19 protein-coding genes and 1 tRNA gene are annotated in these 21,049 nt (G+C 65.3%); 13 read left to right on the plus strand and 7 right to left on the minus strand.

Annotated features, from left to right (window positions below):
• The first annotated feature begins 275 nt into the window (after positions 1-275).
• Positions 276-1,319 (plus strand): hypothetical protein, encoded by a 1,044-nt coding sequence (locus MOE34_RS02855; protein WP_431522406.1) that lies wholly within the window; start codon positions 276-278, stop codon positions 1,317-1,319.
• 115 nt (positions 1,320-1,434) lie between these two features.
• On the plus strand, positions 1,435-2,628 hold the full coding sequence (locus tag MOE34_RS02860; protein WP_242220813.1) for an amidohydrolase family protein: 1,194 nt from the start codon (positions 1,435-1,437) through the stop codon (positions 2,626-2,628).
• Positions 2,629-2,686: 58 nt separating this feature from the next.
• Here MOE34_RS02860 and MOE34_RS02865 read toward each other — a convergent pair whose 3' ends face one another.
• Both MOE34_RS02865 and MOE34_RS02870 read right to left on the minus strand, forming a co-directional pair.
• A complete protein-coding gene (locus MOE34_RS02865; RefSeq protein WP_242220815.1) occupies positions 2,687-5,248 on the minus strand; it encodes a GcvT family protein in 2,562 nt (853 codons plus the stop codon).
• A 184-nt stretch (positions 5,249-5,432) separates the two neighbouring features.
• Positions 5,433-5,990 carry a helix-turn-helix domain-containing protein gene (locus tag MOE34_RS02870; RefSeq protein ID WP_242220816.1) on the minus strand — a complete coding sequence of 186 codons (558 nt, stop codon included), beginning with the start codon at positions 5,988-5,990 and terminating at the stop codon, positions 5,433-5,435.
• Between the two features lie 75 nt (positions 5,991-6,065).
• Between MOE34_RS02870 and MOE34_RS02875 the strand changes: the two genes are divergently transcribed.
• The 5 genes from MOE34_RS02875 (at position 6,066) to modC (ending at position 10,814) form a co-directional block, all read left to right on the plus strand.
• Positions 6,066-7,202, plus strand: coding sequence for an aminotransferase (locus MOE34_RS02875; RefSeq protein ID WP_242220817.1), 1,137 nt, complete (start codon positions 6,066-6,068; stop codon positions 7,200-7,202).
• A gap of 163 nt (positions 7,203-7,365) precedes the next feature.
• Positions 7,366-7,512, plus strand: coding sequence for a DUF1127 domain-containing protein (locus MOE34_RS02880; protein ID WP_242220819.1), 147 nt, complete (start codon positions 7,366-7,368; stop codon positions 7,510-7,512).
• A gap of 504 nt (positions 7,513-8,016) precedes the next feature.
• Positions 8,017-8,790, plus strand: coding sequence for a molybdate ABC transporter substrate-binding protein (gene modA, locus MOE34_RS02885; RefSeq protein ID WP_242220821.1), 774 nt, complete (start codon positions 8,017-8,019; stop codon positions 8,788-8,790).
• 252 nt (positions 8,791-9,042) lie between these two features.
• Positions 9,043-9,744 (plus strand): molybdate ABC transporter permease subunit, encoded by a 702-nt coding sequence (gene modB / locus MOE34_RS02890; RefSeq protein WP_242220823.1) that lies wholly within the window; start codon positions 9,043-9,045, stop codon positions 9,742-9,744.
• Positions 9,741-10,814: a molybdenum ABC transporter ATP-binding protein gene (gene modC, locus MOE34_RS02895; RefSeq protein ID WP_242220824.1), complete on the plus strand. Its 1,074-nt coding sequence runs from the start codon at positions 9,741-9,743 to the stop codon at positions 10,812-10,814. The genes modB and modC overlap by 4 nt, the downstream gene beginning before the upstream one ends.
• Positions 10,815-10,816: 2 nt before the next feature.
• On the opposite strand, the gene MOE34_RS02900 is transcribed toward modC, so the two are convergent.
• Together MOE34_RS02900 and MOE34_RS02905 are read right to left on the minus strand one after the other, a co-directional pair.
• The gene (locus MOE34_RS02900; RefSeq protein ID WP_242220826.1) at positions 10,817-11,176 is read right to left on the minus strand and encodes a winged helix-turn-helix domain-containing protein; all 360 of its coding nucleotides are present in this window, start codon (positions 11,174-11,176) and stop codon (positions 10,817-10,819) included.
• A gap of 59 nt (positions 11,177-11,235) precedes the next feature.
• The gene (locus tag MOE34_RS02905) at positions 11,236-12,573 is read right to left on the minus strand and encodes an aspartate aminotransferase family protein (protein WP_242220828.1); all 1,338 of its coding nucleotides are present in this window, start codon (positions 12,571-12,573) and stop codon (positions 11,236-11,238) included.
• 145 nt (positions 12,574-12,718) lie between these two features.
• Here MOE34_RS02905 and MOE34_RS02910 point away from each other — a divergent pair, with 145 nt between their 5' ends.
• A complete protein-coding gene (locus MOE34_RS02910; protein WP_242220830.1) occupies positions 12,719-13,267 on the plus strand; it encodes a cupin domain-containing protein in 549 nt (182 codons plus the stop codon).
• 46 nt (positions 13,268-13,313) lie between these two features.
• On the opposite strand, the gene MOE34_RS02915 is transcribed toward MOE34_RS02910, so the two are convergent.
• Both MOE34_RS02915 and MOE34_RS02920 read right to left on the minus strand, forming a co-directional pair.
• The gene (locus MOE34_RS02915) at positions 13,314-13,496 is read right to left on the minus strand and encodes a YegP family protein (protein WP_160787825.1); all 183 of its coding nucleotides are present in this window, start codon (positions 13,494-13,496) and stop codon (positions 13,314-13,316) included.
• A 97-nt stretch (positions 13,497-13,593) separates the two neighbouring features.
• Positions 13,594-13,667 (minus strand) — tRNA-Gln (locus MOE34_RS02920).
• 237 nt (positions 13,668-13,904) lie between these two features.
• Between MOE34_RS02920 and MOE34_RS02925 the strand changes: the two genes are divergently transcribed.
• From MOE34_RS02925 to MOE34_RS02935, 3 genes are read left to right on the plus strand one after another with little or no spacing between them, the layout of a single operon-like run.
• Positions 13,905-15,446: a Ppx/GppA phosphatase family protein gene (locus MOE34_RS02925; RefSeq protein WP_242220831.1), complete on the plus strand. Its 1,542-nt coding sequence runs from the start codon at positions 13,905-13,907 to the stop codon at positions 15,444-15,446.
• The gene (locus tag MOE34_RS02930) at positions 15,443-16,159 is read left to right on the plus strand and encodes an RlmE family RNA methyltransferase (protein ID WP_242220834.1); all 717 of its coding nucleotides are present in this window, start codon (positions 15,443-15,445) and stop codon (positions 16,157-16,159) included. Before MOE34_RS02925 ends, MOE34_RS02930 begins: the two co-directional genes overlap by 4 nt.
• On the plus strand, positions 16,159-16,542 hold the full coding sequence (locus MOE34_RS02935; protein ID WP_242220836.1) for a VOC family protein: 384 nt from the start codon (positions 16,159-16,161) through the stop codon (positions 16,540-16,542). The genes MOE34_RS02930 and MOE34_RS02935 overlap by 1 nt, the downstream gene beginning before the upstream one ends.
• 5 nt (positions 16,543-16,547) lie before the next feature.
• Here MOE34_RS02935 and MOE34_RS02940 read toward each other — a convergent pair whose 3' ends face one another.
• Positions 16,548-17,957 carry a DHA2 family efflux MFS transporter permease subunit gene (locus MOE34_RS02940; RefSeq protein WP_242220838.1) on the minus strand — a complete coding sequence of 470 codons (1,410 nt, stop codon included), beginning with the start codon at positions 17,955-17,957 and terminating at the stop codon, positions 16,548-16,550.
• A gap of 235 nt (positions 17,958-18,192) precedes the next feature.
• On the opposite strand from MOE34_RS02940, the gene MOE34_RS02945 reads away from it, so the two are divergent.
• Both MOE34_RS02945 and guaB read left to right on the plus strand, forming a co-directional pair.
• On the plus strand, positions 18,193-19,188 hold the full coding sequence (locus MOE34_RS02945) for an MBL fold metallo-hydrolase (RefSeq protein WP_242220841.1): 996 nt from the start codon (positions 18,193-18,195) through the stop codon (positions 19,186-19,188).
• 228 nt (positions 19,189-19,416) lie between these two features.
• Positions 19,417-20,913 carry an IMP dehydrogenase gene (gene guaB, locus MOE34_RS02950; RefSeq protein WP_242220843.1) on the plus strand — a complete coding sequence of 499 codons (1,497 nt, stop codon included), beginning with the start codon at positions 19,417-19,419 and terminating at the stop codon, positions 20,911-20,913.
• The last annotated feature ends 136 nt before the right edge of the window (positions 20,914-21,049 follow it).

Raw genomic sequence — 21,049 nt, forward strand, 5'->3', positions numbered from 1 at the left:
GGCCCGGCGCAAGCGTCTGACGATATTTTGTCCGGGTCGTGATCGCTGACGAAAGAAAGCCGCAAAGCTGGTCTTGAAGCGCAGGACGCTTGAGGATTTAAGCCCGGGCTGGATCGAATGTCCCGGATTCGGGGCGAGAAACGAGGCATGACGCCGCGCCGGGCCGATGAAGGCCACAAGATTAACGAAGTTCTAAGCAATCGCTTGGACTCTGAAGCTCAGATGCGTCGCGGGGACTGCGGCGCTCCACGGACCCGGAAAAACGAAAACGACCCATGTTTGCGCTTCGTCATCGCCTTTCTTCTGAACCCGCCCGCCCGCGTCTTTCGCTTTTCGCGCGCCTTGCCGCCGCGGCGGTCGCGGGAAGCCTGCTTGCCGGCTGCATGGCCATGGACGTCGCCTCGCTGGCCGAGACACCGAAGCTTTCCAGCAAGGTGAAGGCCGAGATGTCGAAGAAGAAGATGCGGCCGGAAAGCCCCGTGCTCGTGCGCATCTTCAAGCAGGAAAGCGAGCTGGAGGTCTGGAAGGTCGATGCGAGCGGCAGATATGCGCTCTTCAAGACCTATCCGATGTGCCGCTGGTCCGGCAAGCTCGGCCCCAAGACGAAGAGCGGCGACCGTCAGGCGCCGGAGGGCTTCTACCATGTCTCGGCCGGCATGCTGAACCCGAACTCGCAATATTACGTCTCCTTCAACCTCGGCTATCCGAACAGGCTGGAATCGGCGCTTGGCTATACGGGCGAGGCGCTGATGGTGCACGGCGCCTGCTCCTCCTCGGGCTGCTACGCCATGACCGACCAGGGCGTCGGCGAGATCTACGCCATCGTGCAGAAGGCGCTGGAAGGCGGGCAGGAGCGGTTCCAGGTCCAGGCCTATCCGTTCCGCATGACCACGGAGAACATGGCCAAGCACAAGGACGACCCGAACATGTCCTTCTGGCGCACCCTGAAGGAGGGTTACGACGCCTTCGCCTTCACCAAGCGCCAGCCGAAGGTTTCCGTCTGCGGCGGCCGCTACGTCTTCAACAAGGAGTTCATGGATGGCGAGCCGGACGATCCGCTCGCCCAGTGCCCGGCCACCGTCGACGGGACCGATGCCGAGCTGATGGCGAAGATCGGCGCAGAGCAGAAGAAGCTCGATGCGGCCTTCGCTGGCGCCGCGCCGGTTTCCAGCTTCTCCTATTCGGACGGCGGCATGCATCCGAGCTTCCGCTCGCTGCTCAAGCAGGAGGGCGCAAAGGGCATGGCCGCGCGCATCTCGCGCACGAAATACCCCGTCAGCCGGCCCGAGGCGGCGCTTGCCGACCCCTACGACGATTGACGCCAAAAGGCGGCCCATCGCGGCCGCCTATTGACTGTATACGATTTTAGCACATTATTGCGCGCAATCTGATCCGCCCGCAGGTGGATCGATCCATGGGCATATGGAGGCGCGAATGACGGAAACTCTCTTCACCAATGCGAAGCTGGCGGACGGTTCGCTCCGGGATATCGGCGTGGCCGGCGGCCGCATCGTTTCCATCGCGCCGGCCGGTGCGGCATCGGATGCGGCCTCGAAGATCGACATTGCCGGCGCGCTGCTGGTGCCGGCCTTTATCGAGGGGCATATCCATCTCGACACGAGCTTCTACGGTGACACGTGGATCCCGCACAAGCCCTGCACCAACGGCTTCGACGTGCATGAGCGGGTCGCCTTCCAGGCGGAGAACATGGCCGGGGCCGCGCCGATGGCCGAGCGCGCCCGCAACCAGCTTGAACTGTGCGTCTCCAACGGCTCCCTCCAGATGCGAAGCCATGTCATGGTCGACGGCTCCGTGGGGCTGAAGTCGCTGGAGACGATCCTGGCCGTCCGCGAGGCGTATCGCGGCATCATCGACATCCAGCTCGTCGCCTTCCCGCAGAGCGGCATCCTGAAAAGCCCCGGCACGCCCGAACTGCTGGATGAGGCCGTCGCCATGGGCGCGGACCTTGTCGGCGGTCTCGACCCGGCGAGCTTCGACCGCGATGTGAAGGGCCATCTCGACGTCGTCTTCGGCGTTGCCGGCAGGCGCGGTGTCGGCGTGGATATCCACCTGCACGATTTCGGCACGCTCGGCGCCTTTACCGTGGAGGAGATCTGCGCGCGCACCGTGGCGCTCGGTATGCAGGGCAAGGTGGCGATCAGCCACGCCTACGGCCTCGGCAATCTCGATCCGGACGCCGCCCGCCGCATCGGCGGCAGGATCGCCGCCGCCGGCGTCTCGATCATGACCAACGCCCCCGGCGACCACGCCTTCCCGCCCGTCGCGCTCCTGCGCGGGGAGGGCGTCAATGTCTTCGCCGGCAGCGACAATATCCGCGATTCCTGGTGGCCCTACGGTGATGGCGACATGCTCGGCCGCGCCATGATGATCGGCTACCGTTCCGGCTTCTATACCGACGACGAACTGTCCGCTGCCTTCGACGTCGTCACCGCCGCCGGGGCGAAGGCGCTTGGTCTGGAAGGCTATGGCATCGCGGTCGGCGCGAAGGCCGATTTCGTGACGCTTGTCGCCGCGCATGTGCCGGAGGCGGTGGTGGCGGTGCCGAAGGGGCGTCGTGTGTTCAAGGCGGGCCGGCTCGTGGCGGAGAACGGGGCGATGGTCCGCTGAAAGGAAAAGGGCGTGCCGAATACCGGCACGCCCTTTCATTTGATTGCTTGAAAGCCGCTTACGTGCGCGGCTTCAGGTTCTCGGGGTCGTACAGTGGCTTGTAGCCGATGCTGACCACCTCGACCGGGTAGCTCTCGTCGAAATATTCGATGTTGAGCTTGCGGCCTTCCTGGCAATAGGCGTGCGGCAGATAGGCAAGGGCGATGTTCTTGCCGATGGTCGGGCCGAAGGCGATGGAGGTCGTGTAGGAGCGGCGGCCGAGATCGTCGATCAGGATTTCGCCGGTGGCCGGGTCCACGACCGGCAGGTTGCCGAGCGGGTAGCGCTTGACGCCGTTCCTGTCCGTGTTCTCCGTCATGACGAGCGTGCAGAGCATGGCGGGCTGGTGGTCGCGCGCCTTGTATTCCAGATGCTTCGCCTTGCCGCGGAAATCGGCTTCCTTCACCTTCGGGCGGGCAAGGTCCGCCTCGATGAGGTTGTACTGGGTGAGAAGGTCGGCGTTCTGGAGACGCAGGCTCTTTTCCATGCGGCGCGAGTTGGCATAGGTCTCGACGCCGACAGCCATGACGCCGGTGGAGCGCAGCGCGTCCCAGACGGCAAGGCCGTCCTCGTATTTCATGTGCAGTTCCCAGCCCTGCTCGCCGACATAGGAGATGCGGAAGGCGGTCACGTTCTTGCCGGCGATCTCGATTTGCCTGATCGCGGCGAAGGGGAAGTTCTCGATGTCGAGGCCGGCCGGGTCCGCGACCACCTTCTTCAGGTTTTCGCGGGCGTTCGGACCCCAGATGCCGATGGTGATGAACTTCTCCGACGTGTCGGTGATGGTAACGTCGAGGCCGCGATCCTCGGCGACGCGCTTCATGTAGTGGAAGTCGCGCGGGCCGGCGTCGGCGCCGTTCACAAGGCGGCAGCGGTCGGCCATGCGGAAGACGGTGAAGTCGGCGCGCACCATGCCCTCGTCGTCGAGGAAGTGGGTATAGATGCCCTTGCCGATATTGCCGTCGCCGCCGATTTTTGCCGCGCAGAGCCATTCCAAGAGTTCGACATGGTCGGGACCCTCGATGTCGACCATGTGGAAGTGCGAGAGGTTGATGATGCCGCAATCCTCGCTCAGCGCCAGATGCTCGGCATTGGAGACGCGCCAGAAGTGGCGGCTGTCCCATTCGTTCTCGCGTACCGGAACGCGGTCGCCGTACTTTTCCAGCAGGTGCTCGTTGGCCTTGTAGCCATGCGCGCGCTCCCAGCCGCCCAGTTCCATGAAGTAGCCGCCGAGTTCCTTCTCGCGCTCATGGAAGGGCGAGCGCTTGGCGCCGCGGCCCGAGGCATAGGGTTCGCGGTTGTGCACGGCCGGGAAGTAGATTTTCTGGGCGGCCTCGTAGCAGCGGCCCTCGATGAACTTTTCTTCGAGCTGGTGCGGATAGAAGCGGGAATAGTCGATGGAGTTGTGGTCGATCTCGGTGCGGCCGTCCGTCATCCAGTCGGCGATGAGCTTGCCGTAGCCGGGGCCATCCTTGACCCAGATGGCGACGCAGTACCACAGTCCGCGGACCTTCTGGCTCTCGCCGCAGGAAGGGCCGCCGGCTGCGGAAACCTGCAGGAGGCCGTTGAAGGAATGGCCCTCGTTATAGCCGAGTTCGCCGAGGATCGGCGTCAGTTCCATGGCCTTTTCGAGCGGCTCGAGGATCTGCTCCATGTCGAGGTCGCGCTGCGAGGGCGAAAGGCGCGCCTCGTGCTTTTCGAGGATATCGCGCGGGTGGCAGAGACGCGGATTGGTCTGCTCGTAATAGCCCCACTCGATCTGGCCGCCCTCGGTGGTCTTCGGGTCGCCTGTGTCACGCATATAGGCGGAGTTGCCCTGGTCGCGCAGCAGCGGGAAGCCGATCTCCTTGCCGGTGCCTTCGAATTCGTTGTACGGGCCGAAGAAGGTGAGCGGATGGTCGACCGGCATGACGGGCAGGTCCTCGCCGACCATCTCGGCGATCAGGCGGCCCCAGATGCCGGCGCAGACGATGACATGGTCGGCCATGATCGTGCCGCGATGGGTGACGACACCCTTGATGCGGCCCTTCTCGACGATGAGCGCGGTCGCCGGCGTATTGCCATAGACCTGCAGCTTGCCGGATTTCTCGGCCGCGTCGACCAGCTTGCCCGCGACGGTCTGCGAGCGCGGCACGACGAGGCCGGCGTCCGGATCGAACAGGCCGCCCATGACCTGGTCTTCCTCGATCAGCGGGAACATCTGCTTGATTTCGGACGGTGAGACATAGTGTGCGCGGGTGCCGAAGGCGCGGGCGGAGGAAAGCTTGCGCTTGATCTCTTCCATCCAGCTATCGTCGCCGGTACGGGCGACTTCGAGGCCGCCGATGCGGGCGTAGTGGCCCATCTTCTCGTAGAAATCGATGGAATACTGGGTCGTCCAGACCGAGAGATAGTCGTGGCTGGTCGTGTAGCAGAAGTCCGAGGCATGCGCCGTCGAACCGATATCGGTCGGGATGCCCGACTTGTCGATGCCCACGATATCGTCCCAGCCGCGCTCGATGAGATGGTGGGCGATGGACGCGCCCACAATGCCACCCAAACCGATGATGACGACCTTCGCCTTTTGCGGAAACTCTGCCATGCTCATAGACCCCGATGAGAAATTACGCCCGATTTTAGGGCCTCGGCCGGTGTCAGTGCAGCCTGTCTGCGACTCGTCCGCGACCAGTTCCGACAGTCCCCGGAAGCGGCGCCCTCAGCCGGTGGCGCGACCCTAGCGGATCGCGCGGCGCGCGCAACGCCTTTCGCGGCGACAGGCGGCCGGTTCAGGCGATCACGTTGCGCACGAAGCGAACCGTTGCCTCACCGGGATTGGCATAGGCATAGGCCCGATCGGTGGCGTAGACGGCAAAGTCGCCGGCCGGATAATCCTTCGCGATGCCGGAAAGCTCCAGCCGCAGCGTGCCCTCGGTCACGAAGACCATCTCGTGCCAGCCGGCGGGATCCGGCTCGGCCTCGTAGCGTTCGCCGGGGCCGAGCGACCAGAGCCACATCTGCGCCTCCGTCGCCGCCGGGGCCGAGCCGAGCAGAACGGCGGCGCTCTCGGGGCCTGCTCCGCGCCACGTCACCTCGTTGATCTCCGCCGAAGGCGTGCGGGCCGGGTCGCGCACCAGATCGACGAAGCCGACGCCCATGGCGGCCGCCAGCTTGTCGAGGCTCGACAGGCTGATATTCGCATCGCCTCCTTCCAGCGCCACGATCATGCGCCGGCTGATTCCGGAAGCCTCCGCCAGTGCCACTTGGCTGAGGCCGGCGGCCAGCCGGAAGCGCCGCAGGTTGCCGGAGACATGGGCGAGCACGTCGCCGCGTTCTTGACTGTGCAATATATTGCTCATACCGTTTTGTTATCGCGATGCGGCCACGCCGCATCCCGTCTTCTAGCGCGAAAGGAGCCAGTCATGAAGATACGCGATTTCGGCGTCGAGATATGGATGAACCGCTACGAGAACGAGTGCGAGCTGAACCTTGCGGAAACCTGCGTGGAATCGCTGACGGTCGCCGAGCTTCTCGACATGGCCGGCAAGCGCGAGGATATCCTCGCCGAACTGCTGCCGATGAAGCTTACCTATGGCGCCATCGAGGGCAGCGACCGGCTGCGCGGCCTGATCGCCGGCCTTTACGAACGGCAGGCGGCGGAGAATGTCGTCGTCACCCACGGCGCGATCGGCGCCAATGCGCTGGTGCACGAGACGCTGGTGGAGCCGGGCGACAGGGTTATCTCGGTCCTTCCCACCTACCAGCAGCACTATTCCATACCGGAAAGTTTTGGTGCGGATGTTCGCATATTGAAACTGACGGAGGAGCACGGCTTCCTGCCGGACCTCGAGGAGCTGCGCCGTCTCGCGACGCCGGGCACCAGACTCATCTGCCTCAATAATCCAAACAACCCGACCGGCTCGCTGATGGACCGGGACTTCCTCTCGAAGGTCGTGGAGATCGCAAGGGGCTGCGGCGCGTGGGTCCTCTGCGATGAGGTCTATCGCGGCACGGACCAGCAGGGCGACGGCATGACGGCCTCCATTGCCGACCTCTATGAAAAGGGCATCAGCACCGGCAGCATGTCCAAGACCTGGTCGCTTGCCGGCCTGCGCCTCGGCTGGATCGCCGGGCCGAAGGCGCTGCTGCGCGCCGTCTCCATCCACCGCGATTACAACACGATCAGCGTCGGCATGCTGGACGACCACTTTGCCGCCATCGCGCTGGAGAACCGCGACAGGATCCTCGCGCGCAGCCACGCGATCACCCGCCGCAACCTTGCCGTCCTCGCCGAATGGGTGGAGGGCGAGCCGCTGGTCTCCTGGGTGCAGCCCAGGTCCGGCACGACCGCGCTGCTGAAGTACGACCTGCCGCTCACCTCCGAAGCCTTCTGTACGCGGCTGCTGGAGCGCACCGGCGTCATGCTGACGCCGGGCAGCGCCATGGACATGGAAGGCTATCTGCGCATCGGCTATGCGAATGGCGAGGCGATCCTGCGCGAGGGACTGAAACGCCTCTCCGTCTTCCTGCGGGAGGAGCAGGCGGTGCGGGCTGCCTGAGGCGTTTGTTAACGGGAGCTTACCGGACCCATGCGCCAATCGCATGGGTGGCGTGCTCGCTTGGCGCTGTACTGCATTGCAGCATAAGCCTATAAGGAAGCCATCGAAAGACGCGGCGCCACGGACCGGTGCCGAACAGAGAGCCCTAGGAAAGGGGATCATCATGAACATGGCACGTTCCTTCAACAATTGGCGCAAGTACCGTCAGACCGTCAACGAACTCGACCGCATGAGCGCGCGTGAACTGCGCGACCTCGGTATCGAGCGCTCGGAAATCAAGTCCGTCGCCCGCGCCGCCGTCGGCTTCTGACCGACGCGCCGGAAACGGCAGAATTCGAAGACGCCCGCCCTCCGGCGGGCGTTTTTGCATGTGCGAACGAATCGTCCGTATCTGCCTTAATTCAACGGAATTGAGATATACGCCACGCGCATAACGCATAGCTGCCTTGCAAAACGATGCCTATCGAATAATCAGGAATCGGATATAGTCATATTTATCGAAGCAACGTACCTCCTCCCACGAAGCTTCGATGGATGCAGAAGGCCCACTCCTCCTCCCAGGGCCGACTGCTGGAATGGCGGCACTCCTCCTCCCAGTCGCCATTCGGTTCTATCGGAAAGCCTGCCGCACCTCCTCCCGCGGCAGGCTTTTCCATTTCTGGACCTCTCTTCCCGCTCGACGATACCAAAACCGGCCGATCCGCTTAGGCAGTTTCATTGTGTTTTTGAAAATATAGCGCTGGCAAAGGCGTATGCGCCGCTATATTCAAATGGATATCACGCTGCCGGCAAGGCAGGAAAAGGGAGAAACGCCATGAACCGTCGCCTGCTTCTGAAACTCGTCGTCGCCGCGTTCGCGGCCCTGCCGCTCGCCCTGCCGGTCGCAGCCGCGGAGAAGGTCACCGTCTTTGCCGCCGCCAGCCTCAAGAACGCGCTCGATGCAGCGAATGCCGCCTGGCAGAAGGAAACCGGCAACGAGACGGCGGTCTCCTATGCCGCAAGCTCGGCGCTCGCCAAGCAGATCGAGGCGGCCGCACCCGCCGATCTCTTCATCTCGGCCGACCTTGCCTGGATGGATTACGTCGCCGAGAAGAAGCTGATCAAGGACGACACCCGCTCGAACCTCCTCGGCAACCGCATCGTTCTCGTCGCGCCGAAGGACAAGGCTTCGACGGTCGAGATCAAGGAAGGCTTCGATCTCGCCGGTCTCGTCGGTGACGGCAAGCTCGCCATGGGCGCAGTGGATAGCGTGCCGGCCGGCAAATACGGCAAGGCCGCGCTCGAAAAGCTCGGCGTCTGGTCCTCCGTGGAAGGCAAGGTCGCCGGTGCGGAAAGCGTGCGCGCGGCGCTCGCTCTCGTTTCGCGCGGAGAAGCGCCCTACGGCATTGTCTACCAGACGGACGCCGCCGCCGATCCGGGTGTCGCCGTCGTCGGAACCTTCCCGGAAGACAGCCACCCGCCGATCATCTATCCGGTCGCGATCCTGTCGGAATCCAAGAGCGCAGTTTCTGCCGCCTATCTCGACTTCCTGAAGTCCGACAAGGCCGCGCCTTTCTTCACCGAACAGGGCTTCACCATCCTGAAGTAAGGGAAGAGCCTCGCGACAGGCTGGGATGATATTGCCGGCCTATCGTTTCTGGTGGTCGGAAATGCCCCCTGCGAGGTTGCCCCTCACCCTAGCCCTCTCCCCGCAAGCGGGGAGAGGGGACTTGCCCGACACAAGGGTGGACGTTTGGGAAACCAGTGCGGCATATCCCTTCGCCCCGCTTGCGGGGAGAAGGTGGCCGGCAGGCCGGATGAGGGGCGTCCCACCCGGATAGCGGCAAAATAAGGAGACGGCGTGGACTGGCTTGCCTTGAGCGATGAGGAATGGACGGCGATCCGGCTCAGCCTTCGGGTGGCCTCCGTTGCCGTCCTCTTCAGCCTGCCGCTCGGCATCCTCGTGGCGCTGGCGCTGGCGCGCGGCCGCTTCTGGGGCAAGTCGCTGCTGAACGGCCTCGTCCATCTGCCGCTCATCCTCCCGCCGGTCGTCACCGGTTTCCTGCTGCTCATCCTTTTCGGCCGGCGCGGTCCCGTCGGCGCGCTGCTCGACGAATGGTTCGGCATCGTGCTTTCCTTCCGCTGGACCGGCGCGGCGCTCGCCTGCGGCGTCATGGGTTTTCCGCTGATGGTGCGCTCCATTCGCCTGTCCATCGAGGCGGTGGACCGCAAGCTGGAGGAGGCCGCCGGCACGCTCGGCGCAAGCCCGCTCTGGGTCTTCCTCACCGTCACCCTGCCGCTCATCGTTCCCGGCGTTCTCGCCGGCATGATCCTCGCCTTCGCAAAGGCCATGGGCGAATTCGGCGCGACGATCACCTTCGTCTCCAATATTCCCGGCGAAACGCAGACGCTGTCCGCCGCCATCTATACCTTCACCCAGGTGCCGGGTGGCGATGCCGGGGCCATGCGCCTCACCCTCGTCGCCATCGTCATCTCCATGGCGGCGCTGATCGCCTCGGAAATCCTCGCCCAGCGTCTCGGCCGCAAGGTGCATCTCGAATGAGCCTCGTCGTCGAAGCAAAACACCGGCTCGGCAATTTCTCGCTGGAAGCCGCCTTCACCTCCGAGGGAGGGGTGACGGCGCTGTTCGGCCGCTCCGGCTCGGGCAAGACCTCGCTCATCCGCATCATCGCCGGCCTGACGCGCCCGACGGAGGGCCGCGTCGTGCTGGATGGTGACGTGCTGGCCGATACGGCCCGCCGCGTCTTCCTGCCGCCCCACCGCCGCCGCTTCGGCTATGTCTTCCAGGAAGCCAGGCTCTTCCCGCACCTGACGGTCCGCCAGAACCTCAATTACGGCCGCTGGTTCTCCCCGAAGGGCGCACGCGCGGAAAATCCCGACCGGATCATCGACCTCCTCGGCATCTCCGACCTGCTCGACCGCCAGCCGGCCAATCTTTCCGGGGGGGAGAAGCAGCGTGTCGCCATTGGGCGCGCGCTGCTCGCTTCCCCGCGCCTGCTGCTGATGGACGAACCGCTCGCCGCGCTCGACGAGGAGCGCAAGGCGGAAATCCTGCCCTATCTGGAGCGCCTGCGCGACGAGGTCGGCATTCCCATCGTCTATGTCAGCCATTCCGTCGCCGAGGTGGCGCGCCTTGCCGACAAGGTGGTGCTGATGGCCGATGGCCGTATTGCCGCCGCCGGCCCCGCGTCGGACGTGCTTGGCGGGGCTCGCCTCTCTTCCGCCATCGACCGCCGCGAGGCGGGCAGCGTGCTCTCGGGTCGGGTGGAAGCGCGTGACGCCGCCCATGGCCTTGCCACCATTCGCCTGGATGGCGGCACGGCCGTCCTCGTGCCGGGCGCTGCCGTCTCGCCGGGGGAGGCGGTGCGCCTGCGCATTCCCGCCCGCGACGTGCTGGTGGCGACGGTGCGCCCCGAAGGCATCAGCGCGCTCAACATTCTCGAAGGCTTGGTGGAGGCGGTGGAGCCGGACGGGGAGGGCATGGCGAACCTGCGCATCGCCTGCGGCGGCGACCATGTCCACGCCCGCATCACGGCTCTATCGGTCGAACGCCTCGGCCTTGCGCCGGGCCTGCCGGTTCATGCGGTCATCAAGACGGTGGCGCTGGAATAGAGTCAGTCCGCCAGATTCGCGACGATCCAGCCGATATCGTTGGAGAGCGCCGCGCGGGCCTTGTCTTCCATTGCCTGGTAATGCGCGATCAGGGCTTCGCCGAATGGCGTTACGACGGCCCCACCGCCCTGCTTGCCGCCGCGCTGTGATTCCACGACGGGCTGCTTGAACAGCCGGTTCATCTCGTCGACCAGCAGCCAGGCCCGCCGATAGGACATGTCCATCGCCCGGCCGCCCGCCGAGATCGAGCCGGTTTCCTTGATATGCGAGAGAAGCTGGATCTTCCCCCGCCCGATCCGGTTGTCCTGGTCGAACTGGAGGCGGAAGATGAGCTTCGGCGCGGTCTTGCTGGATGCTGACATGAAAATGGGCCCGTAGTGATACGGGCCCAGATATAACAGCGTTTCCCGCGGAGGGAAGATTAGGCGGCGCGCTTCAGCGCATCGCCGAGGATCGAGACGATATCCTCGAAGTGCTTCTTCTCGGCGATCAGCGGCGGCGAGAAGGCGATGATGTCGCCGGTAACGCGGATGAGCAGGCCCTTCTCGAAGCAATCGACGAAGACGTCATAGGCGCGTGCGCCCGGCGCGCCGTCGCGCGATGACAGCTCGATGCCGGCGATGAGGCCGATGGTGCGGATGTCGATGACATGCGGCAGGCCCTTCAGCGAGTGCATCGCGTCGTACCAGTCGTCCTGCAGTTCGGCGGCGCGGGTCAGCAGGCCTTCTTCCTTGTAGATGTCGAGCGTCGCGATACCGGCGGCGCAGGCCACCGGATGGCCGGAATAGGTGTAGCCGTGGAAAAGCTCGATGGCGTTTTCCGGCCCGTGCATCAGCGCATCGTGCACCTTGCGGCTGGAGAACACCGCGCCCATCGGGATCGCGCCGTTGGTCAGGCCCTTGGCCGTCGTCACGAGATCCGGCGTCACGCCGAAATAGTCGGTGGCGAAGGCGGCGCCGAGGCGGCCGAAGCCGGTGATGACTTCGTCGAAGATCAGCAGGATGCCGTGCTTGTCGCAGATCGCGCGCAGCTTTTCGAGATAGCCCTTCGGCGGAATGAGCACGCCGGTGGAGCCGGCGACCGGTTCCACGATGCAGGCCGCGATGGTTTCCGCGCCATGCAGGGCGACCAGGCGTTCCAGGTCATCAGCAAGGTCCGCGCCATGCTCCGGCTGGCCCTTCACATAGGCGTTCTTCGCAAGGTCATGCGTGTGGCGCAGGTGGTCCGAGCCGTTGAGCTGCGGGAAGACGCGGCGGTTGTTGAGGATGCCGCCGACCGAGATGCCGCCGAAGCCGACGCCATGATAGCCGCGCTCGCGGCCGATGAGGCGCGTGCGCGTGCCCTGGCCGATGGCGCGCTGGTAGGCGATGGCGATCTTCAGTGCGGTATCGACCGATTCGGAGCCGGAGCCGGTGTAGAATACGCGGTCAAGCTTGGCGCCCTCGGGACCGGGGGCGATTTCGGCAAGGCGCTCGGCAAAGTCGAAGGCGATCGGGTGGCCCATCTGGAAGGAGGGGGCGAAATCCATCTGCGTGAGCTGGCGCTCGACGGCGGAAGCGATCTGGCGGCGGCCGTGGCCGGCATTCACGCACCACAGGCCCGCGGTGCCGTCGAGAACCGTGCGGCCGTCGGTGCTGGTGTAATACATGCCCTCGGCGCTCGCGAGCAGGCGCGGCGCGGCCTTGAACTGGCGGTTGGCGGTGAAGGGCATCCAGTAGCTGTCGAGCACCGGTGCGTTGGGTTTGTTATGGGCGTTCATGGCAGATATCTCCTCTGTTGAGGGGATAGACGTCATGATTTGCCGGACTGAACAAGTCCTTTTCTGGTTGACGTCAAGCAATTGAAAATAAAAGATGTAGGAAGGGCGGTTTTCGCTATTTCGAACATGTGAAACAGGAAATGCCATGTCGGTCGATATCGGAGGCAGGCTGCGCCATCTGCGCATGGCCCATAATCTCTCCCAGCGGGAACTGGCCAAGCGCGCCGGCGTCACCAATTCGACGATCTCGCTGATCGAATCGAACGCCTCCAACCCTTCGGTCGGCGCGCTGAAGCGCATCCTCGACGGCATCCCCATCGGCCTTGCCGAATTCTTCGCCTACGAGCCGGACCGGCCGAAAAAGGCGTTCTACCGGGCGGACGAACTGGTGGAGATCGGCAAGGGTCCCATCTCCTTCCGCCAGATCGGCGACAACACGTTTGGCCGCAGTCTGCAAATCCTCAAGGAATGCTACCAGCCCGGCGCCGACACGGGCAAGGTGCCGTTGGTCCACGATGGCGAGGAGGGGGGCATCGTCCTCTCGGGCCGCCTCGAAGTGACGGTCGACGACGAGCGCCGCATCCTTGGCCCCGGCGACGCCTACTATTTCGAAAGCCGCCGCCCGCATCGCTTCCGCTGCGTCGGCCCGGTGCCCTGCGAGGTGATCAGCGCCTGCACCCCGCCGACCTTCTGAAACAGAAAAGCCCGCCGAGGGGCGGGCTTTCGGGAAATGCGGCGGATCAGGCCTGCGTATTGTCCTCGACAGGCGCGTCGGGGCCGTTCTTCTTGATGGAGTCGATGGCGTTCTGCGCGCTGGCCTTGCTGGTATAGCCTTCCGTGGAGAACATGATCTCGCTGTTGTACTTGAAGCGAACACGGAATTCGCCAGCCTTGTCCTTGTAGATCTCGAACTTGTGCGCCATGGGCTTTCCTCCACGAGGGTGTGAATCAGACAGGCGCAACGTGCCAGCAGCGTAAATCTCTGGCAAGGCGCAAATATCTGTTTTCAAGGAGAAAGTTTGGCTGGGGAACCTGGATTCGAACCAAGATTAACGGAGTCAGAGTCCGTCGTTCTACCGTTGAACTATTCCCCAGCATGGCTGGTTCCGGCGTGGCCGGGGCCTGTGAGGCGGGCTTATAAACAAAAGGCGGCGCGTTGCAAATGGTTTTTTTGGAAAAAATCACGCCGGCCTGTTTGCGGGCGCGCCGTCGTGGCTCCGTCACAAAAAGAATTTGGCGAACGGGCCGGGCGCTGGTAATGTCGCGCCAACGAAGATCGAGAGAGCGCCTGCTTGCAGCTTCAGGCTTTGCGCGGCGCCATAGGCAGTAACGTGAACGACCCCGACAGCGGCGAAAAGCCGTCCGTTTCCGGGGCGCGAGATGCGGGCAATACGGGGCGGCCGAAGCGGTCGCGCCGTCGCAAGGGAAAGCAGAAGGGCGCGACCAGTCCCTCTGCCGTTTCCGTGCCCGCAGGCCAGGCGGCCGGTTCGTCCGAGCCCGCCGAGCGCCCCCAGGCCGCAAACAGCGGCATCAATGCGCGCCGGAACAAGCGACGCAGGCACGGCAAGAGTCCGGGCGGCGAGAACGTGCGCCCGCTCGCGCCCGTCGGCCAGCGCGAGGCCCCCCACGAGCAGCGTCAGGCGGATGGCCACAAGGCCCGCCGCAAGCATCGCGGCAAGAAGTCGGCGGCACGCGCCGTGCCGACCGTGGCGGAGGCTGCCGGCCTTCTGCCGACGATCGACCTGATTGCGGAACAGCGACCCGCGCCGGCGGCCGAGCCGCGGCGCGAATTCGCGCCTGCCCAGCGCATGGCCGATCGCGAGCATTACGAAGCGCCGCTTTATGCCGCGCTCGACCTCGGCACCAACAATTGCCGCCTGCTCATCGCCCAGCCGACCCGGCCGGGCCAGTTCCGCGTCGTCGATGCCTTCTCGCGCATCGTGCGCCTCGGCGAGGGGCTTGCGGCGCGCGGCCGGCTTTCCGACGAGGCGATGGACCGCTCCGTCGAGGCGCTGAAAATCTGCGCCGCCAAGCTGAAGAACCGCAACATCCGCCGCAGCCGCCTCATCGCGACGGAAGCCTGCCGCGCGGCGGACAACGGCGAGGTCTTTCTTGAGCGCGTGCGCGAAGAGACCGGGCTGGAACTCGAAATCATCAATCGCGAAACCGAGGCGCGGCTTGCGGTCTCCGGCTGCTCGTCGCTGGTCGGCCGCGAGGCGAAATCCGTCGTGCTCTTCGATATCGGCGGCGGCTCCTCGGAAATCGCGGTCATCCGCATCGGCGACAACCGCTCCAGCCGCCTTGCCAACCACATCACGCACTGGACCTCGCTGCCGGTGGGCGTCGTCACGCTCTCCGAACGCCATGGCGGGCGCGACGTGACGCCGGAAAGCTTTGCCGGCATGGTCTCCGAAGTCGAGGGCATGCTCGCGAATTTCGACTGCCCGGGCGAAAGCGCCCATGCGCCGGAGGATTTCCACCTCATCGGCACGTCCGGCACGGTGACGACGCTGGCGGGCGTGCATCTCGACCTGCCGCGTTACGACCGCCGCCGCGTCGACGGCGTATGGCTCTCGGACGACGAGGTCACGGCCATGCAGGCTCGGCTGCTCTCCTGGGATTTCTCCGCCCGCGCGGCCAATCCCTGCATCGGACCGGACCGGGCGGACCTCGTTCTCGCCGGCTGCGCCATCCTCGAGGCGATCCGCAAGCGCTGGCCCTCGCGCCGCATGCGCGTCGCCGACCGCGGCTTGCGCGAGGGCCTGCTCACCGACATGATGGCCGATGACGGCGTCTGGCGCCGTGGCCGCCATCGCCGCAACCATCGCGGCGGCCATCGCAATCCGGCAAAGCCCGAAGGACAGGCGTCATGACCAAGACCCCCATCGGCCGCAAGCTCGGCCAGAAGGTCAAGAAGGGCAAGCTCAAGGCCTCTTCCCGCCGCTGGCTGGAGCGCCATATCAACGATCCCTATGTGCAGCGCGCCAAGCTGGAGGGCTATCGCGCCCGCGCGGCCTTCAAGCTGCTGGAGATCGACGAGAAGCATAACATCCTCGGCGGCGCCCGGCGCATCATCGACCTTGGCGCGGCGCCCGGGAGCTGGTCGCAGATCGCCGCCAAGGTGACGGGCTCGACGGATACGGACCCGCGCGTCGCCGCCATCGACTTCCTGGAGATGGATCCGCTGCCGGGCGTGCACATCCTCCAGATGGACTTCCTCGATCCCGATGCGCCGCAAAAGCTCATCGAGGCCGTCGGCGGCACGCCGAACCTCGTGATCTCCGACATGGCCGCGCCCACCACCGGCCACCGCCAGACGGACCACCTGCGCACCATGCACCTGTGCGAGGTCGCCGCGCATTTCGCCGTCGAGGTTCTGGCCGAGGGCGGGCATTTCCTCGCAAAAACCTTCCAGGGCGGCACGGAACGCGACCTGCTGAACATGCTCAAGCAGAATTTCAAGCAGGTCATCCATGTGAAGCCCGGTGCCTCGCGCGCCGAATCGGTGGAAATGTTCCTGCTCGCCAAGGGCTTCAAGGGCCGCAAGGCGAAAGACGACGCGGCGGAAGAAACCGAGGAAGCCTGATGCTTCTCTATACGACCGTCGGCACCAATGACCTTCCCCGCGCCGGCCGCTTCTACGACGCGGCCCTGTCGCCCCTCGGCTATATCCGGCAGAGGCAAGCCCCGGGCGAGATCGGCTATGCGGCGGACGGGGACGTGCGCTGTCGCTTCTGGGTGGTCGAGCCGTTCAATCGCGAACCGGCTACCTTCGGCAATGGCGTCACCATCGCGCTCGTCGCGCCGAACCGCGCGGCCGTAGACGCCTTCCACGCCGCGGCGCTTGCCGCCGGCGGCACGGACGAGGGCGCACCGGGCCTGCGCCCGTTCCATGCCAGCTTCTACGCCGCCTTCGTCCGCGACCATGACGGCAACAAGATCGCCGCCGTCTGCGAAAAGCCTGAATAGCCTTTCTACTTCACCGCCGTCGTTTCCGCTTCCGGTGCCGCCATGCGGTGGCCGGAAACCGTTGCGCCCGTGTTCTTCGCCATGGCGAGGAAGGGGATGGCGGCGGTCAGCGTGAGGGCGGAGATGATCATGAACGCGGTCTGGAAATCCCGCAGTTCCAGATGCGTGCCGCTCAATAATGTCTCGATTTCGAGGATGGCGCCGGCCACTGCCACGCCCATGGCAAGGCTCATCTGCTGAAGCACGGCGCTCATCGACGTCGCCTTGCTGGCGTCCGCGTCCGCGATGTCGGCGAAGGAGAGGGCGTTCACGCTGGTGAAGAAGAAGGACCGCACGAAGCCGGCGACCAGCAGCACGCCGGCCATGAACCAGAAGGGTGTGGCTGGTGTGAAGAGGCCGTTCACGAAGGTCAGCGCCGCGCCGAAGATGCTGGCGGCGATCAGCGTGCTGCGGAAGCCGGCGAAGGTCAGCACGCGCTTGGCGATGACCTTGGTGGTGATCGCGCCGATGGCGCCCGTGAAGGTGACGAGGCCGGACTGGAACGGCGACAGGCCGAAGCCGACCTGCAGCATCAGCGGCATCAGGAAGGGCACCGCCCCGACGGAGATGCGGAACAGCGTGCCGCCGATGGCGGCGGCGCGGAAGGCGCTGTCGTGGAAGAGCTTCAGATCGAGCAGCGGGGCCGGATGGCGCCGGGCGTGGCGGACATAGAGCACGGCGCAAATGAGGCCGACGACGGTCGCGGCGATGCCGATGATCGGCGGCAGCGCGGGCAGGCTGACGACGGACAGGCCGAACATCGTGCCGGAGGCGGCGACGGCGCTGAGGAGGAAACCCTTGCCGTCGAGCGGCGGTGGCGCGGCGGCCTGGATCTCCGGCAGGTAGATGCCGGAAAGCACATAGCCGAGGATGCCGACCGGCACGTTGATCAGGAAGATCCAGTGCCAGGAGAAATAGGTGGTGATGAAGCCGCCGAGCGGCGGGCCGGCGAGCGGGCCGACGAGCGCGGGGATGGTCAGCAGCGCCATGGCCGAGACGAGTTCGGAACGCGAGGTGCTGCGCACCAGCACGAGGCGTGCGACGGGTGTCATCATCGCCCCGCCCATGCCTTGCAGGAAGCGCGAGACGACGAAGGCGAGAAGGCTGCCGGAGATGGCGCAGAGGATGGAGCCGGCGACGAAGACGAGGATGGCGAGGCGGAAGATGCGCTTGGCCCCGAAGCGGTCCGCCATCCAGCCGCTCAGCGGAATGAAGGTGGCGAGCGACACCATGTAGGCGGTCAGCGCCAGCTTCAGCGTGATTGGCCCGACCCCGAGATCGGCCGCGATGGCCGGCAGCGAGGTGGAGATGACGGTGGAATCCATCTGCTCCATGAAGAGCGCGACGGCGAGGATGAGGGGGACGATACGGTTCATCGGCACATCGGTGTAGCAATTCCGGGGGGCGAGCGACGCGGGATTGCGGAAAACGGAAACGCTCCTGCGCGGGGCCGGCCGTTTTCTGCGCCCCTCTCTGGCATCTGTCAAATCGGCAGGGGGCGCTTTGAAGATCACAAGCCCGTGATGCGGCGGGACGAGATCGTGACAGCGTCCCGGATCGGGCCGTGTCATCCTGTTGCCGATGCAGTCATTCGAGAAAGAGGATCAGCCCATGGGAGACCATTCCACAATCTCGCGCCGCTCCTTGTTCCTGGCCGCGGGCGTCGCCACTATGGCCGCGCCGCTGGTGCTGAACCGCGCGGCCGCCCTAGCGCAAACGGAAAGCGACGCCACGGACATGCGCGTAAGACCGCTGGAGACCCGCAGCCTCAAGCTCGGCAGCTTCCGCATCCTGACGGTGCGCGACGGCATGCGCCCTTCCGGCGCGCCGAACGAGACCTTCGGCACCGACCAGTCCGCCGATGCGGTCGGCGCGCTGCTCAAGGAGAATTTCCTGCCGGCCGATTCCTTCGTCAACAGCTTCACCCCGGCGCTGGTGGATACCGGGTCCGAGGTCGTGCTGTTCGATACGGGGATGGGCGAGGGTGGGCGCGACGCCGGCATGGGCCGGCTCGTCGAGGGCCTGAAATATGCCGGCTACACGCCGGACCAGATCTCCGTCGTCGTCATCACCCACATGCACGGCGACCATATCGGCGGGCTGATGGAAGGCGGCAAGCCGACCTTCCCGAACGCACGCTATGTCACCGGCCGCACGGAATACGATTTCTGGGTCAATCCCGCGCGTATGGGAACGCCGGCCGAGCAGGGGCATCAGGGCGTGCTCGCCAAGGTGCAGCCGCTCGCCGAAAAGCTCACCTTCATCGAGAACGATGGCGAGGTCGTGCCCGGCATCACCGGTCTCGATGCTTTCGGTCATTCGCCCGGCCACATGATCTTCCGTATCGAATCGGAGGGCAAAGCGATGATGCTGACGGCCGATACCGCCAACCATTTCGTCCTCTCGCTCCAGCAGCCCGACTGGGAGGTGCGCTTCGATATGGACAAGGCGCAGGCGGCCGCGACGCGCAGGAAGGTGTTCGACATGATCGCCACCGACAGGCTCGCCTTCATCGGTTACCACATGCCGTTCCCCGCCGTGGGCTTCGTGGAAAAGGCCGGGCCGGGCTATCGCTTCGTTCCCGTGAGCTATCAGTTCGATTTGTGAGAGGCTGGCAGCGGTCGGAGGCGGTGGCCCCTCATCCCGCTGCCGCTTCCTCTTGCGCTGTCGACAAGTGCGGCCGGCAAGCGATTGCGGCCTTTTTGCTATTCCCAACCCGTCATGAACGTGTTACCAGCCCTCGCCAACTTCCAAGAATTTCTTGCAAGCGACCGCGGCGGACAGCTCCCAAAGTCCCCCTTGGTGCGTGAGCTTTACCCTAGAGGAACTTGGCCCATGGCGCGCATCATTGAAACTCCGACAGGTCTCGAAGCCCTGACCTTCGACGACGTTCTTCTCCAGCCCGGCCACTCCGAGGTCATGCCGGGCCAGACGAATATCGCGACCCGCATCGCCCACGATTTCGAACTCAACCTGCCGATCCTCTCCTCCGCGATGGACACCGTCACGGAAAGCCGCCTCGCCATCGCCATGGCGCAGGCCGGCGGCCTCGGCGTCATCCACCGCAACCTGACGCCCGCCGAGCAGGCTGAGGAAGTCCGCCAGGTCAAGAAATTCGAAAGCGGCATGGTCGTCAATCCGGTGACCATCGGCCCGGACGCCACGCTCGCCGACGCGCTGTCGCTGATGAAGTCGCACGGCATTTCCGGCATCCCGGTCGTCGAGAACGGCGGCAACGCCAAGGCCGGCCGCCTCGTCGGCATCCTGACGAACCGCGACGTGCGCTTCGCCTCCGATCCGGCCCAGAAGATCTACGAGCTGATGACCCGTGAGAACCTCATCACGGTGAAGGAGACCGTCGACCAGCAGGAAGCCAAGCGCCTCCTGCACCGCCACCGCATCGAGAAGCTGCTGGTGGTCGATGGCGACGGTCGCTGCGTCGGCCTCATTACGGTCAAGGATATCGAGAAGTCGCAGCTCAACCCGAACGCCTCGAAGGACGCGCAGGGCCGTCTTCGCGCCGCCGCCGCCATCTCCGTCGGCGACGACGGCTTCGAGCGCGCCGAACGCCTCATCGACGCCGGCGTCGACCTCATCGTCGTCGACACCGCGCACGGCCATTCGCAGCGCGTTCTCGATGCCGTCGCCCGCGTGAAGAAGCTGTCGAACTCGGTCCGCATCATGGCCGGCAACGTCGCGACGACCGACGGCACCAAGGCGCTGATCGATGTCGGCGCGGATGCCGTCAAGGTCGGCATCGGCCCCGGCTCGATCTGCACGACCCGCATCGTCGCCGGCGTCGGCGTGCCGCAGCTCGCGGCCGTCATGGCCTCGGTGGAGGCCGCTCAGGCCGCGGATATCCCGGTCATCGCCGATGGCGGCATCAAGTTCTCGGGCGACCTTGCCAAGGCGATCGCCGCCGGCGCGTCGGCCGTCATGGTCGGCTCGCTGCTTGCCGGCACGGATGAAAGCCCGGGCGAGGTCTTCCTCTACCAGGGCCGTTCCTTCAAGGCCTATCGCGGCATGGGGTCCGTCGGGGCCATGGCGCGCGGCTCGGCCGACCGCTACTTCCAGGCGGAAGTGCGCGACACGCTGAAGCTGGTGCCGGAAGGCATCGAGGGCCAGGTGCCGTACAAGGGACCGGTCTCGGGCGTGCTGCACCAGCTCGCCGGCGGTCTTCGGGCCTCGATGGGCTATGTCGGCGGCAAGGACATCAGGGATTATCAGGAGAAGGCGACCTTCGTGCGCATCTCCGGCGCGGGCCTGCGCGAAAGCCACGCCCATGACGTGACGATCACCCGCGAAAGCCCGAACTATCCGGGCGCCATCTGATCGCCTGCACCGCTTCGAGATGCCCGGCTCCGCCGGGCATTTTCGTTTTCAAAGGCCGGTGATTCCCGTTCCGTTTTCCCGCTCCTGTGCATAGGATGTGCGGGACCGGCAATCTCGCCGGTTCATCCGGGGGATA

This window comes from Shinella zoogloeoides (assembly GCF_022682305.1).
Taxonomy (GTDB): Bacteria; Pseudomonadota; Alphaproteobacteria; order Rhizobiales; family Rhizobiaceae; genus Shinella; species Shinella zoogloeoides_B.

Bases quoted from the DNA above. Each gene is read 5' to 3' on its own strand.
- MOE34_RS02860 (WP_242220813.1), top strand. From the start codon at position 1,435: ATGACGGAAACTCTCTTCACCAATGCGAAGCTGGCGGACGGTTCGCTC.
- MOE34_RS02905 (WP_242220828.1), bottom strand. From the start codon at position 12,573: ATGAACGCCCATAACAAACCCAACGCACCGGTGCTCGACAGCTACTGG.
- MOE34_RS02940 (WP_242220838.1), bottom strand. From the start codon at position 17,957: ATGAACCGTATCGTCCCCCTCATCCTCGCCGTCGCGCTCTTCATGGAG.
- modC (WP_242220824.1), top strand. From the start codon at position 9,741: ATGAGCCTCGTCGTCGAAGCAAAACACCGGCTCGGCAATTTCTCGCTG.
- MOE34_RS02945 (WP_242220841.1), top strand. From the start codon at position 18,193: ATGGGAGACCATTCCACAATCTCGCGCCGCTCCTTGTTCCTGGCCGCG.
- MOE34_RS02910 (WP_242220830.1), top strand. From the start codon at position 12,719: ATGTCGGTCGATATCGGAGGCAGGCTGCGCCATCTGCGCATGGCCCAT.
- MOE34_RS02865 (WP_242220815.1), bottom strand. From the start codon at position 5,248: ATGGCAGAGTTTCCGCAAAAGGCGAAGGTCGTCATCATCGGTTTGGGT.
- guaB (WP_242220843.1), top strand. From the start codon at position 19,417: ATGGCGCGCATCATTGAAACTCCGACAGGTCTCGAAGCCCTGACCTTC.
- MOE34_RS02880 (WP_242220819.1), top strand. From the start codon at position 7,366: ATGAACATGGCACGTTCCTTCAACAATTGGCGCAAGTACCGTCAGACC.
- MOE34_RS02900 (WP_242220826.1), bottom strand. From the start codon at position 11,176: ATGTCAGCATCCAGCAAGACCGCGCCGAAGCTCATCTTCCGCCTCCAG.
- MOE34_RS02930 (WP_242220834.1), top strand. From the start codon at position 15,443: ATGACCAAGACCCCCATCGGCCGCAAGCTCGGCCAGAAGGTCAAGAAG.
- MOE34_RS02915 (WP_160787825.1), bottom strand. From the start codon at position 13,496: ATGGCGCACAAGTTCGAGATCTACAAGGACAAGGCTGGCGAATTCCGT.
- MOE34_RS02935 (WP_242220836.1), top strand. From the start codon at position 16,159: ATGCTTCTCTATACGACCGTCGGCACCAATGACCTTCCCCGCGCCGGC.
- MOE34_RS02855 (WP_431522406.1), top strand. From the start codon at position 276: ATGTTTGCGCTTCGTCATCGCCTTTCTTCTGAACCCGCCCGCCCGCGT.
- MOE34_RS02875 (WP_242220817.1), top strand. From the start codon at position 6,066: ATGAAGATACGCGATTTCGGCGTCGAGATATGGATGAACCGCTACGAG.
- modA (WP_242220821.1), top strand. From the start codon at position 8,017: ATGAACCGTCGCCTGCTTCTGAAACTCGTCGTCGCCGCGTTCGCGGCC.